Raw genomic sequence first — 14,476 nt, 5'->3', positions numbered from 1 at the left:
ACCGCTCAATAATGCGGCGGCGGCTCGTTGGCAGGCCCCGGCGCATTTGCCTCGGCGTCCTGCAGCCGAGCATTGAGCTCGGTGATCTGCCGCGTCAGCCTGTCGATCTGCTTCCACTGCGCGGTGATGGTCTGGTTCAACGTCTCGATCGTATCGTCCTGATAGGCGAGGCGCGTTTCCAGCGTGTCGATGCGCTCGCTCAGCGTCTTGATCTCATTCGTCACGCGTTACGTCCTTGTTTTTCTCGCGCAAGCCGTGGCCGAGCGCCACGCGCTCGTCGAACACGAAGCATTCGCCGCGCCAGTGGCTCTCCGCCTCCGGCACCTCTTCCAGATATCTCAGGATGCCGCCCTTGAGGTGATAGACCTCGGCAAAGCCGCGTGCGAGCAGATGCGCGCTCGCCTTCTCGCAGCGGATGCCGCCGGTGCAGAACATCGCGATCCTGCGGTGCCGTGCCGGATCGAGCTGCTCGGCGGCAAAGTCCTTAAACTGGCCGAAGCTCTTGATGCCGGGATCGAGCGCGCCCTCGAACGTGCCCATCGCGACCTCGAAGGCGTTGCGGGTGTCGAGCACGAGGGTATCGGGTGCTGCGATCAGCGCGTTCCATTCGCGCGGATCGACATAGGTGCCGACCTGGCGCGTCGGATCGGCGGCCGCATCGCCCAGCGTGACGATTTCCTTCTTCAGCCGCACCTTCAGCCGTCCGAACGGCATCGCCTCCGCAGCGGAGAATTTCAATTCGAGATTATCGAGCCTGCCGGCGAACATGTCGCCGCGTGCGAGCTCGTGAGCGAAGGCGTCGATCGCCTCCCGTGCACCGGCGACCGTGCCGTTGATGCCCTCCTGCGCCAGCAACACGCTGCCCTTCAGCCCAAGGCCGGCGCAGCAGGCGCGCAGCGGCTCGCGCAGCTCGCGGTAATCCGGGAGGGCGACGAATTGATAGAAGGCACAGACCTTGTAAGGCGTATTGCTCGACGTCATGGCCGCTCGTTTAGCAGGCGGCCCGCGCCCGGAAAACCCGCATCGCAAGAGCCTGCAAAAGGTCCATACGCTCAGCGGATAGCAGCCATTTTCCTGGTATGCCAGCATTGCCCCGCGGGGCGGGAATGTGCCATGTAGACGCGGTTTTCGAGATGGCGCGCCAACCGCGCCGACGGCCAAGAGAGCAAGACATTCGATGAGAAACTTCCATTTCCCCGGCAGGTCCACGGTCCACGCCACCAATGCGATGGTGGCGACCTCGCATCCGCAGGCCTCGCTCGCCGCGATCGAGGTGCTGCGCGAGGGTGGCACCGCGGTGGACGCGGCGGTTGCCGGCTCGGCCCTGCTCGGCGTGATCGAGCCGCAATCGACCGGCATCGGCGGCGATTGCTTTGCGCTGATCCAGCCGCGGGGCGAGGGCAAGATCGTCGCCTATAACGGCTCCGGCCGCGCGCCGAAGGCCGCGAATGCCGACTGGTATCTCGAACGCAAGATCAATTCAGTGCCGCTGACCTCGGCGCATGCGGTCTCGATCCCCGGCGTGATCGATGCCTTCGCCACCGTGCTGCGCGATCACGGCAAGTTCGGTTTCGACCGGCTGCTCCAGCCGGCGATCAAGGCGGCCGAGGAAGGTTATGTCGTGGCGCCCCGCATCGCCTTCGACTGGAAGAACCAGTTCGAGAAGCTGAAGAACGGTACCAACACAGTGCGCTATTTGTTGCCGGGCGGCCAGCCGCCGGTCGCCGGCGACGTCATTCGCCAGGTCGAGCTCGGCAAGACGCTGCGCGCGATCGCCAAGGACGGCCGCGACGCCTTCTACAAGGGCGAGATCGCGGAGGACATGGTCGAGACCCTCAGGGGCATCGGCGGCCTGCACACGCTCGACGATTTCGCCGCGCACACGACCGAAGTGACCACCCCTATCGGCACCATGTACAAGGGCTATGACGTCTGGCAGTGCCCGCCGAACGGCCCGGGCGTCACCGCGCTCTTGATGCTCAATATCCTGTCGCGCTTCGATCTGACCAGGTACGCGCCCGTCAGCGTCGAGCGCTTCCACCTCGAGGCGGAAGCGGCACGCATCGCCTACATGAACCGCGAGATGCATGTCGCCTCTCCCGAGCACATGAAGATCAACGTCGCCGAGATGCTCGAGAAGGGGTTTGTCGACGAGCACATCAGCAAGATCCGCATGGACGGCATGCTCGACCTGCCGAACGTGGCGCCGCCGATGAATCCCTCGACCATCTACATCACGGTCGTGGACAAGGACCGCAACGTCTGCTCGTTCATCAATTCGGTCGCGCATTCCTTCGGCTCCGCGATCGTCTCGAACAAGACCGGTGTCTTGTTCCAGAACCGCGCCGGCGGCTTCCGTATCCAGCCGGGCCATCCCAACTGCATCGAAGGCGGCAAGCGCCCGCTGCACACGATCATGCCGGGCCTGCTCACCAAGGGCGGCCGTTCCACGATGTCGTTTGCGGTCATGGGCGGCCAGTACCAGCCGACCGGCCAGACGCATCTCCTGACCAACATCCTCGACTACGGCTGCGACGTGCAGGAGGCGATCGACATGCCGCGCGGCCTGCACTACGAGGGTCAGTATCAGCTCGAGGACAGCGTGCCAGCAGCCGTCGTCGAAGGCCTGAAGAAGCTCGGCCACAAGACCACCAGCGTGGTCAGCCCGCTCGGCGGCGCCCAGGCAATCTGGATCGATTGGGACAAGGGCACGCTCACCGGCGGCTCCGATCCGCGCAAGGACGGCTGCGCGCTGGGTTATTGATCGCCGGCGCAGTTCCCCACGCGCGATCAGGAAAAGTTGACGAAGGGCGGCGCGGCATTTGCTGCGCCGCCCTTCTCTCATCCGGAACTGCGCCCATTGCTCGAGGTTAAGGGGCGATGAGCGGTGCAGGCGTGCGCTGCTTTGCAGATCAGCGGCGGAGGCCTGCCATGCCCGACAAACCAGGTTCCAGATCATCCGGATTCGACCGGCGCGCCTTCATGGCCGGGGCGGCGGGCAGCGCGCTGATCCCGATCACGGCGCGCGCGGCGTCGGAGGATGCCCGGGCGCCGGCCGCGCAGGATCCGTCGCTTCCCGTCGAGGTCACGCTGCACGTCAACGGCAAGGACAAGCGCCTGAGCATCGATGCGCGCACCACGGTGCTCGACGCCTTACGCGAACATCTCAAGCTCACCGGCAGCAAGAAGGGCTGCGACCACGGCCAGTGCGGCGCCTGCACGGTGCTGATCGACGGTCGCCGCGTGGTGGCGTGCCTGACGCTGGCACTCGCCGCCGAGGGACAGGAGATCACGACCATCGAAGGCCTCGCCACCGACGACCGCCTGCATCCGATGCAGCAGGCCTTCATCGACAACGATGCGTTCCAGTGCGGCTATTGCACGCCCGGCCAGATCATGTCGGCGATCGCCTGCGTGAAGGAAGGCCATGCCGGCAACGAGGCCGAGATCCGCGAATACATGAGCGGCAACATCTGCCGCTGTGCCGCCTATCCCAACATCGTCGCCGCCGTGAAGCAGGCCGAGCCCGAGATCATGAAAGGCTAGGCGCATGCGACCGTTTTCATATCAAAGGGCATCAGATCCAGATATGGCCGTGCGGGCTCTGGGCGCCGCCGCGGCCGCCAACGATCCGCTGACGAAGGCGACGGCGCAGCCGCTTGCCGGCGGAACCACGCTGATCGATCTGATGAAGCTCGACGTGATGCGGCCCACCACGATCGTCGACATCACTCCGCTGGCCCATGCCTGGTCGGCGATCGCGCCGAGCGGAGATGGCTTGCGCCTCGGGGCGCTCGCAAAAATGTCTGACGTCGCCGCGCATACCGAGATCCAGCGCAACTATCCGGTGATCGCGGATTCGCTGAAGCTTGCTGCCAGCGCCCAGCTGCGCAACATGGCAACGCTCGGCGGCAACGTGATGCAGCGGACGCGCTGCAACTACTTCCGCGATGTCTCCTATGAGAACTGCAACAAGCGCAATCCCGGCTCCGGCTGTGCCGCAATGGACGGCGTTAATCGCATTCATGCGGTGCTCGGGACCTCCGATCAGTGCATCGCGACGTATCCTGGCGATTTCGCGCAGGCGCTGATCGCGCTCGATGCCATGGTCGAGATCACCGGCAAGGCCGGTACGCGCAGCATGCCGTTCGCGCAGCTTCACAAGGCACCAGGCAGCACGCCCGACATCGAGACTGCGCTTCAGCCCGGCGAGCTGATCTCGTCGTTCTCGATTTCCGGCCGCTGGCCACGCTCGGTGTATTTGAAGGCCCGCGACCGGCAATCCTACGAATTCGCGCTGTCGTCAGCCGCGATCGCGCTCGACGTTCAGGACGGCACGATCCGCGACGCGCGCGTCGCGCTCGGTGGCGTCGCCACCGTGCCGTGGCGGGCGCGTGAGGCCGAGGCGCTGTTGAAGGGACAGAGGTTCGACGAAGCTCTGGCACAGCGCGTGGCCGATGCCGCCTTCGCGGACGCCCGCGGGCGCCGGCACAACAGCTTCAAGATTGCGCTCGGCAAGCGGGTCGTGGCACGCGCGCTCCAGCAGGCCGTAACGATGGAGATCTGACCATGACCGCTGCAGCTCCCGGGCCGAAGACAAATATGGGGCAGCCCGTGCCGCGCTATGATGCGGCCGCAAAGGTGACGGGGCGGGCGACCTATGCCTCGGACATGCCGCTGGACAATCCAGCCTACGCGTTCCTGGTCACCAGCGCCATCGCCAAGGGCCGCATCGACCGCTTCGACCTCGACGATGCCAAGCGCGTCCGCGGCGTGATCGACATCGTCACGCACGAGAACGCCCCGAAGCTGAAGGAGTCGAAACTGTTCAGCAATGGCGGCTATGCCGGCACCACGATCCAGCCGTTGAAATCGGCCGAGATCGCCCATGACGGCCAGATCATCGCCGTGGTGGTGGCGGAGAGTTACGAGGCCGCGCGCGAAGCGGCCAACCGCGTCAAGGTCAGCTATAGCGCTGCTACGCCCAGCGCGACTTTCGATTCGCCGGGGACGACGACAGCCGCCGCGAAAGGACAAAACTCGCAGTTCAAGGAAGACCCGAAGGTCGGGGATTTCGCCAAGGCGTTCGACGCGGCCGAGGTCAAGCTGACCGCCTCCTACGCCACGCCGACGCAGCATCACAATCCGCTGGAGCTGTTCACGACCAGCTGCACCTGGATGGGCGACAATCTCGTCATCTACGAGGGCAGCCAGTATGTCCATGGCCTGAAGAACGGCGTGGCCGAGCAGCTCGGCATCGACGCCGACAAGGTGCGCGTGGTCAATCCCTATGTCGGCGGCGGATTCGGGTCGCGAGGTTCGATGACGCCGCGCACCGCCATCATCGCCGCCATGGCCAGGCGCCTGAACCGTCCGATCAAGCTGGTCCCGACCCGCGACCAGGGCTTCACGATTACCACTCATCGCGCCGAGACCCGTCACGAGATCAAGCTTGGTGCAAGCCGCGACGGCAGGCTGGTCGCCTTGAGGCATGAGGGGGCCGAGGTCTCCTCGCGCCCCGACGCCTATTGCGTCGGCGGCACCAAGACCACGACGCGGCTCTATGCCTGCCCGAACGTGGACAGCCTAGTCTCGATTGTGCGTGCCGATCGCAACACGCCCGGCTTCATGCGCTCGCCCCCCGAGGTGCCGTATCTGTTCGCGCTGGAGAGCGCGCTGGACGAGCTCGCGGTGAAGCTGAACATGGATCCGGTCGAGCTTCGCCGTATCAACGACGCCACCAGGGATCCCATCGATGGCAAGCCCTACACGTCGCGATCGCTCATGGCGTGCTTCGACGAAGCCGCCAAGGCGTTTGGCTGGTCGCAGCGCTCGCCGCAGCCGAAATCGATGTCGGATGGCGACTGGTTGATCGGCTACGGCTGCGCCGCCACGTGCTATCCGACGCTGGCGGGACCGTCCGCCGCACGCGTGCGCCTGCAGCGCGACGGCCGCACGCGCGTCGAGATCGCCGGCCATGAGATCGGGACCGGTGCCTACACCGTCATAGCCCAGACTGCTGCCGAGCGGCTCGGCGTGCCATTGGAGAAGGTTGCGGTCTTCATGGGCGACAGCGACCTGCCGCCCGCGCCGGTTGCCGGCGGCTCCAATTCCACTGCCAGCACCTGCTCGGCCGTGATGATGGTGTGCGATCAGATCCGACAGCGCCTGTTCAAGGCGCTGATGCCCAGCGACAGCCTTGCCGACAAGGCCAAGGAGACCGTCGGCATCAGCCCGGCTCCCTCGACCCAGGCGGCCAAGGGCGATCGCTCGCTCGACATCGAGAAGGCGTTCGATGCGCTCGGCGTCGGCGTGGTCGAAGAATATGGCGAGTGGAAGCCGGAGGGCGCGCCGCTGGATTCCTTCAGGGCCATGCACAGCGGGCAGGTCCGGCTGGTCGGCGGCCATCAAATGAAGGACCAGATCGCCTATGCCTTCGGCGCCGAGTTCGTCGAGGTCCGCGTCAATCGCTTCACGCACGAGATCCGCTGCCCCCGCCTGGTCGGCGCGTTCGCGGCGGGCAGGATCATGAATCCGCGCACCGCGCGCAGCCAGCTCATGGGCGGCCTGATCTGGGGCATGTCCTCGGCGCTGCTCGAGGCCACCGAGATCGACGAGCGCAATGCGCGCTACGTCAACGACAATCTTGCCGATTACCTCGTGCCCGTGAATGCCGATGTGCCCGGCGTCGAGGTGATTATGCTGTCCGAGCAGGACGATCACATCAACCCGTTGGGCGCAAAGGGCCTCGGCGAGCTTGGCAATGTCGGCACCAATGCTGCGATCTGCAATGCGATCTACCACGCAACGGGGCAGCGTATCCGCAGGCTGCCGGTCCGGCTCGAAGATATCGAGCTCTAAAGGGGGTGGAAACGGCGACCGCCTTGGGTTAGACACCTCCCGCCTCAAACGGAAGGTGTTTTATGCAGCGTTTCCAGCGCGCGCTCCTCGCCCTGATGTCGGCACTCGCGATCACCGTGATCGCCAGCGTGTCGCATTTCGTTTCCACCACGGCCTCGGCCCAGACCGCAGGAAAGACCATGACCACAGCTTCAGGCTTGCAGATCATCGACTCCGCCGTCGGCACCGGTGCCTCGCCGCAGCCCGGCCAGATCTGCGTGATGCACTACACCGGCTGGCTCTATGAGAATGGCCAGAAGGGCAAGAAATTCGATAGCTCCGTCGACCGCAAGGAGCCGTTCGAATTCCCGATCGGCAAGGGCCGCGTCATCGCCGGCTGGGACGAAGGCGTCGCCTCGATGAAGGTCGGCGGCAAGCGCACGCTGATCATCCCGCCGCAGCTCGGCTACGGCGCCCGCGGTGCTGGCGGCGTGATCCCGCCGAACGCGACGCTGATGTTCGACGTGGAATTGCTCGCGGTGAAGTGACTGACGTCTCTACATCGTCATGCCCGCCATCGTCCCGCCTGCGCGGCCGAAGCGGCTTCGGCGAGGCGAAGGCCTGGGCATCCACGATCTTCGTGCCGTGCGGTCTAGACGTGGATGGCCGGGTCAAGCCCGGCCATGACGGATGAAATCGATACAAGCAAAAAGACCGGCCTTGCGGCCGGTCTTTTCATTTTTCAATCCAGCGCGCGTCACTCCGCGGCGCGGCGAGCCGCAGCGGCGGCGCGATCCATCGCATCCTTCGCGGCGTCCTTGGCATCGCCCATGGCCTGCTGGCCCTTGCCCTTCACTTCCTGCACCACGCCTTCGCCTTTCATCCGATCGGATCCGGTGGCTTCACCGACGCCCTGCTTGGCCTTGCCGATCGCCTCGTTGGCGGTGCCCTTGATCTTGTCGGTCGTGCTGCCCATGGAAATCTCCTTTCAGTTTGCTTGGAATGACAACGCTGGGCGGCTATGAGGGTTCCGATTTTGGTATGGCTTGCGGCTGCGGCTTTGGGTTAGTTTGCCGCGCACGGAACCAACAGAAAGCAAGTCCCATGACCGGCCATGACCATTCGCATTCCCACCATGACCATGGTCATCATCATGATGACCGCTGGAAACATGACGGCGTGCGCGTCATTCCCGGCAATCAGCTCGATACCAATGTGCCGTCGACAGCGGGCATGGACCGTGCGGCCGCGATCAATTTCGCCCGCGTCGGCGCCCAGAAATTGTGGGCGGGCACCGTCAGCATCAAGCCGGATGCCAAGACCGGCGCACATCACCACGGCCATCTCGAAAGCGTCATCTATGTCGTGAAGGGCAAGGCGCGCATGCGCTGGGGCGAGAGCCTGCAATTCACCGCGGAAGCCGGCCCTGGCGACTTCATTTTCGTCCCGCCCTACGTGCCGCACCAGGAGATCAACGCCAGCCCCGACGAGGTGCTGGAATGCGTGCTGGTGCGCAGCGACGGCGAGGCGGTGGCCATCAACCTCGACATTGAGCCGGTCGAGAAGCCCGAGACCGTGCTGTGGATCGACCCGGTGCACCGGGATCCCAACGAGAAGAAGTAAGTCTCTTCAGGGGCGCGGAGAGCGGCGCGACAGGGCCCCCCGCAGTCGGGGTCCAAAAATTTGTCGGAAGTCATGTCGGATGGCGGCCTGGCCATCCGTCCTTGGCCAGTACCCCGCCAAGGAGCTTCCGATGCCCAAGATGATCTTCGTCAACCTGCCGGTGACCGACCTCAAGCGCGCGACTGCCTTCTATGAGGCGGTCGGCGCGGTCAAGAACCCGCAATTCAGCGACGAGACCGCGAGCTGCATGGTCTTTTCCGAGACCATCTTCGCCATGCTGCTGACTCACGACAAATTTCGCCAGTTCACGCCGAAGCCGATCGCGGACGCCAGGATCTCCAACCAAGCGTTGTTCTGCCTGTCCGCGGACAGCCGCAGCGAGGTCGATGACATCGTTGGCAGGGCGGAGGCTGCAGGAGGCGTTGCCGATCCCAGCCCGAAGGACGAATACGGCTTCATGTACGGCCGCAGCTTCGAGGATCCGGACGGCCATATGTGGGGCGTGAACTGGATGGACCTTTCCGCCGCCCCTCTGCAGCCCGACCTGGCGAACGCCTGAGCCGAAACAGCAGACCTCAAGAGGAGCATTCACCATGTCCAAGCTCGTGCCCTGCATGTGGTTCAACGGCGATGCCGAGGACGCTGCAAAATTCTACGTCTCGCTGGTCCCGAATTCGACGATCACACACGTTCAGCGCAACGTTGCGGACGGCCCGTCCGGCAAGGAAGGCTCCGTGCTCGTCGTCGAGTTCACCGTGGCCGGACAGCCGCTGGTCGCGCTCAATGGCGGGATGAAGATGGAATACACCCACGCGATCTCGCTGATGATTCATTGCGACGATCAGGCCGAGGTCGACCGCGTCTGGAACGCGTTCCTCGCCCATGGCGGCAAGGCGGAGCAGTGCGGCTGGCTGAGAGATCGCTGGGGCGTGGCCTGGCAGATCGTGCCGAAGGTGATGTTCGAGTTCCTGTCGAGCCCGGACAAGGCCGCAGCCGCACGCGCGATGGCGGCGATGATGAAGATGGTCAAGCTGGACGTTGAGGTGTTGCGGCGGGCGTTCGAGGGCAAGTCGGCCGCGTGAGGGCGGGTCGCTCTCGCCACATACTCACTGTCATCGCCCGGCTTGACCGGGCGATCCAGTACTCCGAGACGGCAGTGATTAAACCGATGGGCCGCGGCGTACTGGATGCCCCGGTCAAGCCGGGGCATGACAGCGGAATGTGAGGCAGGATTCTCGCCGGCTAATAATTGATCCGCAGCCCCACGCCGCCGTGGATGGTGTTGCCGACCGGCTGCGGGCCGAGCGTGCCGTTGGCGAAGAGGTCCACGATCCAGCCTTTCTGCACGCGGAAGCCGAGGCGGCCGCCATATTCGAACCAGCCCTGGTTGCCCATGGTCGGCACCACCGTGCCCTGGCCGGTCACTGTGGCGACGATGCCGCTGTGGCTGGCGAAGGACTGCACCCAGCCGCCATTGATGTTGGTCTCGATGTTGCTGCCGAACAGATGCGTCCACTGGCCGCCGATCTTGACGAGGCTGGTGCGGTCGGTGCCATCAGCGATGCTGGCGTCGAACGGGTTGAACGCCACCGCGCTGTCGCGATAGCCGGAGACGCGTTGCCAGAGCTGCCAGACCTCGATCGAGGCCGCGACCTCGTCGCGCGGCGAGAGGCGGCTCATCCAGCCGGCGCGGCCGTAAACGGCGTAGTTGGACGCGTTGGTCGAGCTCGTCACGGTCACCGGCCCGAGGCTGGTGTCGTAGCTGCGCGTGTAGCGCGCTTTCTCCCATGGCGTCAGGATCGCGCCGACGTCGAAGAACGGGCGCGACGAGCCCCAATCGGTGAAGTCGTAGCGCAACGCGAAAGCGCCGATCGGTGCGCTCGTGATCTCGTAGCCGCCCCCTTCGTAGTGTGTGTAGGCGATGCCGGCGAGCAGCGACAGATTGTTGGTCAGCTGCTTGCGGCCGTGGATGCCGGCCGAGAACGAGCCGGCCGAGCCGAACGCGCTGATGCAGTCGCCGCAATTGATCTGCTCGTTGACGCCGAGCAGCACCGTGCCGAGCACCCGGTTGGTGATCATCTGATTGAAGCGCTGATTGGCAAGGCCGCCGATCGAATTGCCACTGGAATCCGCGCCCGTCGGTCCCGACGGCGACGGAGCCGGGCTCGGTGAAGGCGACGGATAGGGGCTGGGCGATGGGGAAGGGGTCGGCGTGGGCGAGGGATTCGGCGACGGGGAATAGGTCGGGGACGGATATGGCGACGGCGAATAGGTTGGGGAGGGAGTGGGCTCTGGTTCACCGCACTCGGACCCGCACTCCGAGGCCTGTGCAGCCGCCGGGCGGGCATCGAACGTGACGAGCGCAAACGCCGCAGATGCGGCCAGCGCAACGGCAAGGATGAGGTGCCGGACGATGAACTTCGCCATCGTCAGCGCCCGCACAGCATGGCGTCGTCCTCGACGGCAGGCGTGATGGTCGGCGAGGCGCCGGCGTACTGGTTGACTGCGCACAACCCGGCGCTCGCGGCGCAATTGGCGGCGAAGGTCCAGGGCGGCGTGTTGCTCTTGGTGATGCTCACCTTGCCGCCAGTCGAGGTGATGATGGCGGTGTCGCCGGGCTGGGTGAGTTGCACGCACTGGGCGCTCTTCGTGCACACGCTGGCCGCGCCGTCCTGAAGCACGACGACGGAGCGCCCGCGCTGCGAGAGAATATCGAGCGTGGTGCCGCGCACGCCGATGGTGGCGAGCGGCGTCGTGATCTTGTAGGCGGCCTTGTCGGAGCGTCCGGTGACGAAGCGGAAGGCGCCGGTGGTCATGCGAATCGCGACGTCGCGATAGCTGTGCTCGTCGTTGAAGACAGTGCGGTCGAGCTTCAGCGTGGCGCTCGGCCCGAGTGATAGATTGGTGCTGTCGGCCATCACGAAACGCGCCGCGCTGTCGGCGCCGGTCCGCACGGTCTCGTCGCGCAGCATGCTGTCGCCGACATTGATCGGCGTGGTGGTCGCGGCGACCCGCACCACTTCGTTCTGGATGACGACAGCCTGGCCGACGCGCGTCTGTGCTTCGGCGCCGGATGCCGCACAGATTGCGGCCGTGAGCAGTGTGGAGAAAAGGCAAAAACGCAAATTCATTTCGCAACCGATCGATGTGTCCCTGATCGTACCGGAACGCGCGCGCTTCTGATGTGGCGGAATTATCACAAGCGGCGCGGACGTGCGTCATGCTTAGTGACAGTTGCGGCAGAATGCGTTCAATGACGGGAAGCAGTTTATTTTTCTCCGCGGTGAAGCCGATTTGCCACGCAACACAGCCCCACAAAAGATTCGCGAATTGCCTGCGGTTCCTGCGGTGTCGCGGAGTGCAGTGATTGCTGTCGCGATTTTCCTGATCGCGCATCTGGTGCTGCTGATCGGAGTCACGACGCCGGAAAAATTCGTGTTCGACGAGGTGCATTACGTCCCGGCGGCGCGCCAGATGCTGATGCCTGCAATGTCGGAGCCGATGCTCAATCCGATGCATCCGCCGCTGGCCAAGGAGTTGATCGCGGCATCGATCGCAACGTTCGGCGACAACGCGCTTGGCTGGCGTTATCCCGCGACCTTGTTCGGCGCGCTCGCGATCGTCGCGATCTATCTGTGCGGACTCGCGTTGTTCGGCGCGCAGTCGCCGGCGATCGCCGCCGCGCTGATCGCAGCCTTCAACCAGATGCTGTACGTGCAGGCGCGCATCGCAATGCTGGACATCTTTGCGCTCGGCTTCGGCCTGCTCGCCACCGCCGCCTTCATGCATGGGTTTCGACGAGAGCGGCCGCAAGTGCTGTTCGCGGTGGCGGGCAGCCTGTTCGGCCTTGCGGCTGCGTGTAAATGGAGCGGCCTGTTCCCGCTCGGAGTCTGCATCGTCATTGTTGCGGTGATCCGCCTGATGCAGGGCTGGCACACGCTGTTCGCCGATGCGAAGCCGGACGACTGGTATCGGCCGGAGCTTTGGCCCGGCCCGAAGCTGCATCAGGTCGCGCTCTGCTTCGCCGTCCTGCCGGCATTGGCTTATCTTGCCGCCTTCGTTCCGCTCTACGGATTGTCGCTGCCGGACTTGATCGAGGCGCAGCGGCGGATCTTTGCCGACAACACCACGACGGCCATCGCCGGCCACACCTATATGAGCGCATGGCCGTCCTGGCCGCTGCTCGCGCGCCCGGTCTGGTTCCTGTTCGACAAGACCGCGGAGGACCACATCGCCGCGATTGTCTTCCTCGGCAATCCGCTCGTGCTGTGGCCGGCTCTGCCCGCACTCGCCATAGTGCTGCGCGATTTCATCGTGGCGCGGCGCTGGGATGCATTCCTGATCGCCGCATTCTATTTCGGTCCCTGGCTCGCCTGGGCATTGCTGCCCCGCACGCTGGGTTTCATCTATTACTATCTGCCGGCCGCGACCGCGGCGTCCCTGGCACTGGTCTATGTGCTGCGCCGCGAGGGTCTGCCGCGCTGGCTGTTGTGGACCTATGTCGGCGTCGCGGCAGCCGGCTTTGCCGTGATGCTGCCGATTTCCGCGGCCTTCGTCGGCACCTCGATGGAGAGCTTCAACCGGCTGATGCTTTTCCAAAGCTGGATATGATTTCGCCGCCCGCCGGGCTGCGGCAGGCGGCGTGTTTTACTCCAGGAGCCGAGAATCACTTCGCTGCGGTCTTGGTGTCCATGTTCACGACCTGGACCCGGCGGTTGATGGCGTCAGCGCCGTTGGCAGCATCCTTCAGCTTGGTCTCGCCGTAGCCGACGGTGACGAGATCGTTGCCGTTGAGGCCGTAATTCTGCATCAGGTACTTCTTGATGGTATCGGCGCGCCGTTCGGAGAGCCCTTGATTGTACCCTTCACCGCCGGTCGCGTCGGTGTGGCCGGCGACCACGAAGGTCGAGCCCTTCAGCGCCGGATCGGACAGCGCCTTGCCGAGCGCCTGCACCGAGGCCATCGAGGTCTTGGCGATGTCGGCCGAGTTGTAGTCGAACTGGATCTCCAGATCGATCTTCGGCTTGGTCGCAGCGAGCTCGGCGATCTGCTCGCGCTCGCCTGTCGAGAGCGACCGGGTCGAGCGGTTGCGCACGGTGTTCAGGAAGGTCGCTTCCTTGGCCTGCACAGTCGTGTCGGTCTGGGGGCCAACGGACAGGCCGCGCGTCGCCGGCTTCGGCTTCAGCGCATCGACGATCTGGCCGGCGGAGATGTTGTTGTCGCCAGCCAGCGCAAGGCCGGCCGTCATCGACAGGACGGCTGTCAGGGTGATCGCCGTCAGTCCAAAAGACTTATTGAAATGCGTCATGGTGGTATCCTCGCTGTTACGCCTGATGGCGATTTGATGCTGCGAGCGTAGGGGAGGTTCAACGGCTCCGATGTGATCTCGGTCACATTCGAAATGGCGAGCCGAGGGCACTGTGGTCCGGTTCGATCATTTCGCAGTTTGCTTTCGAGCCGGCCGCAGCGGGTTTCTGGGAAACCCGAACGTCGCAAAGGCGTCGCCTCGCCGCCTGCCCGCGAACAAGAATTCGTCCAGATGCCCGCCTAATATCCTTCAATCATTGGATAATTTGACGTGAGGGGGCGAGTTCCATCCTGTGCCGAGGTCAAGTGACTATCAGCGCGACTATCAGTTCCATCGCAGCGGCCCGCCGGATCGGACAGCGACCCTGAACGCAATGCCCATCTATATCGGTGCGGCGATGATCGCGGTGGCCATCCTGCTCTCGACACTGATCGCCGGGCTGACCTCCCGCTATGTCGGGCTCGAAGGGCCGACCGACGAGGACATCTGGCTGGTCGATCGCCTCACCGGCAGTGTCTATCGCTGCCAGGCGGATGGACGCGGCAAGGCTATGTGCGAGCCGGAGGTTGCCACCGGCAGCGTCGGGGAGCGCCCAAAAGCCGCACGCTGAAAAGCGGGTACCACTGCAGCGCAGCAACGAAATTGTCTTTTCCCTGCAAACTCGTGTCGGAAGAATGGCGGTCGCGTTAGCCGGCATCAGGCCGG

General features: G+C 64.7%; 16 protein-coding genes. 10 read left to right on the top strand and 6 right to left on the bottom strand.

Annotated features, from left to right (window positions below):
- Positions 1–5 precede the first annotated feature (5 nt).
- Both ACVWYQ_RS14460 and trhO read right to left on the bottom strand, forming a co-directional pair.
- Positions 6–224 carry a SlyX family protein gene (locus ACVWYQ_RS14460; protein ID WP_036024763.1) on the bottom strand — a complete coding sequence of 73 codons (219 nt, stop codon included), beginning with the start codon at positions 222–224 and terminating at the stop codon, positions 6–8.
- Entirely contained in the window at positions 214–981 is a 768-nt protein-coding gene (gene trhO, locus ACVWYQ_RS14455) for an oxygen-dependent tRNA uridine(34) hydroxylase TrhO (RefSeq protein ID WP_456725724.1), read from the bottom strand. The genes ACVWYQ_RS14460 and trhO overlap by 11 nt, the downstream gene beginning before the upstream one ends.
- A gap of 196 nt (positions 982–1,177) precedes the next feature.
- Between trhO and ggt the strand changes: the two genes are divergently transcribed.
- From ggt to ACVWYQ_RS14430, 5 genes are all read left to right on the top strand, one after another.
- Positions 1,178–2,764: a gamma-glutamyltransferase gene (gene ggt / locus ACVWYQ_RS14450; protein WP_456725723.1), complete on the top strand. Its 1,587-nt coding sequence runs from the start codon at positions 1,178–1,180 to the stop codon at positions 2,762–2,764.
- A gap of 167 nt (positions 2,765–2,931) precedes the next feature.
- Positions 2,932–3,546: a (2Fe-2S)-binding protein gene (locus ACVWYQ_RS14445; RefSeq protein WP_456725722.1), complete on the top strand. Its 615-nt coding sequence runs from the start codon at positions 2,932–2,934 to the stop codon at positions 3,544–3,546.
- A gap of 4 nt (positions 3,547–3,550) precedes the next feature.
- Positions 3,551–4,567: an FAD binding domain-containing protein gene (locus ACVWYQ_RS14440; RefSeq protein WP_456725721.1), complete on the top strand. Its 1,017-nt coding sequence runs from the start codon at positions 3,551–3,553 to the stop codon at positions 4,565–4,567.
- A gap of 2 nt (positions 4,568–4,569) precedes the next feature.
- Positions 4,570–6,861, top strand: a complete 2,292-nt coding sequence (locus ACVWYQ_RS14435; protein WP_271538430.1) for a xanthine dehydrogenase family protein molybdopterin-binding subunit — start codon at positions 4,570–4,572, stop codon at positions 6,859–6,861.
- Positions 6,862–6,923: 62 nt separating this feature from the next.
- Positions 6,924–7,388, top strand: coding sequence for an FKBP-type peptidyl-prolyl cis-trans isomerase (locus tag ACVWYQ_RS14430; protein ID WP_157287563.1), 465 nt, complete (start codon positions 6,924–6,926; stop codon positions 7,386–7,388).
- A gap of 209 nt (positions 7,389–7,597) precedes the next feature.
- Here the strand turns inward: ACVWYQ_RS14430 and ACVWYQ_RS14425 are convergent, their stop codons facing one another.
- Positions 7,598–7,816 carry a CsbD family protein gene (locus ACVWYQ_RS14425; protein WP_036013900.1) on the bottom strand — a complete coding sequence of 73 codons (219 nt, stop codon included), beginning with the start codon at positions 7,814–7,816 and terminating at the stop codon, positions 7,598–7,600.
- 128 nt (positions 7,817–7,944) lie between these two features.
- Here ACVWYQ_RS14425 and ACVWYQ_RS14420 point away from each other — a divergent pair, with 128 nt between their 5' ends.
- The 3 genes from ACVWYQ_RS14420 to ACVWYQ_RS14410 all read left to right on the top strand — a co-directional run bounded on the left by ACVWYQ_RS14420 (position 7,945) and on the right by ACVWYQ_RS14410 (position 9,545).
- Positions 7,945–8,463, top strand: coding sequence for a cupin domain-containing protein (locus tag ACVWYQ_RS14420; RefSeq protein ID WP_128262978.1), 519 nt, complete (start codon positions 7,945–7,947; stop codon positions 8,461–8,463).
- A 130-nt stretch (positions 8,464–8,593) separates the two neighbouring features.
- Positions 8,594–9,022 carry a VOC family protein gene (locus ACVWYQ_RS14415; protein ID WP_128262979.1) on the top strand — a complete coding sequence of 143 codons (429 nt, stop codon included), beginning with the start codon at positions 8,594–8,596 and terminating at the stop codon, positions 9,020–9,022.
- A 34-nt stretch (positions 9,023–9,056) separates the two neighbouring features.
- The gene (locus tag ACVWYQ_RS14410; RefSeq protein ID WP_404653431.1) at positions 9,057–9,545 is read left to right on the top strand and encodes a VOC family protein; all 489 of its coding nucleotides are present in this window, start codon (positions 9,057–9,059) and stop codon (positions 9,543–9,545) included.
- A gap of 160 nt (positions 9,546–9,705) precedes the next feature.
- On the opposite strand, the gene ACVWYQ_RS14405 is transcribed toward ACVWYQ_RS14410, so the two are convergent.
- Positions 9,706–10,890 (bottom strand): hypothetical protein, encoded by a 1,185-nt coding sequence (locus ACVWYQ_RS14405; protein WP_456725720.1) that lies wholly within the window; start codon positions 10,888–10,890, stop codon positions 9,706–9,708.
- 2 nt (positions 10,891–10,892) lie between these two features.
- Positions 10,893–11,594, bottom strand: coding sequence for a FecR family protein (locus ACVWYQ_RS14400; protein ID WP_057026234.1), 702 nt, complete (start codon positions 11,592–11,594; stop codon positions 10,893–10,895).
- Positions 11,595–11,793: 199 nt separating this feature from the next.
- On the opposite strand from ACVWYQ_RS14400, the gene ACVWYQ_RS14395 reads away from it, so the two are divergent.
- A complete protein-coding gene (locus tag ACVWYQ_RS14395; RefSeq protein ID WP_456725719.1) occupies positions 11,794–13,074 on the top strand; it encodes a phospholipid carrier-dependent glycosyltransferase in 1,281 nt (426 codons plus the stop codon).
- A 55-nt stretch (positions 13,075–13,129) separates the two neighbouring features.
- On the opposite strand, the gene ACVWYQ_RS14390 is transcribed toward ACVWYQ_RS14395, so the two are convergent.
- Positions 13,130–13,771 carry an OmpA family protein gene (locus ACVWYQ_RS14390; RefSeq protein WP_128262984.1) on the bottom strand — a complete coding sequence of 214 codons (642 nt, stop codon included), beginning with the start codon at positions 13,769–13,771 and terminating at the stop codon, positions 13,130–13,132.
- Between the two features lie 373 nt (positions 13,772–14,144).
- On the opposite strand from ACVWYQ_RS14390, the gene ACVWYQ_RS14385 reads away from it, so the two are divergent.
- A complete protein-coding gene (locus ACVWYQ_RS14385; protein WP_404653429.1) occupies positions 14,145–14,381 on the top strand; it encodes a hypothetical protein in 237 nt (78 codons plus the stop codon).
- Positions 14,382–14,476 lie beyond the last annotated feature (95 nt).

It is taken from the genome of Bradyrhizobium sp. USDA 3397 (assembly GCF_054060965.1).
The sequence above is the reverse complement of the archived record's forward strand: the minus strand, read 5'-3'. Positions and strand labels throughout refer to the sequence as shown.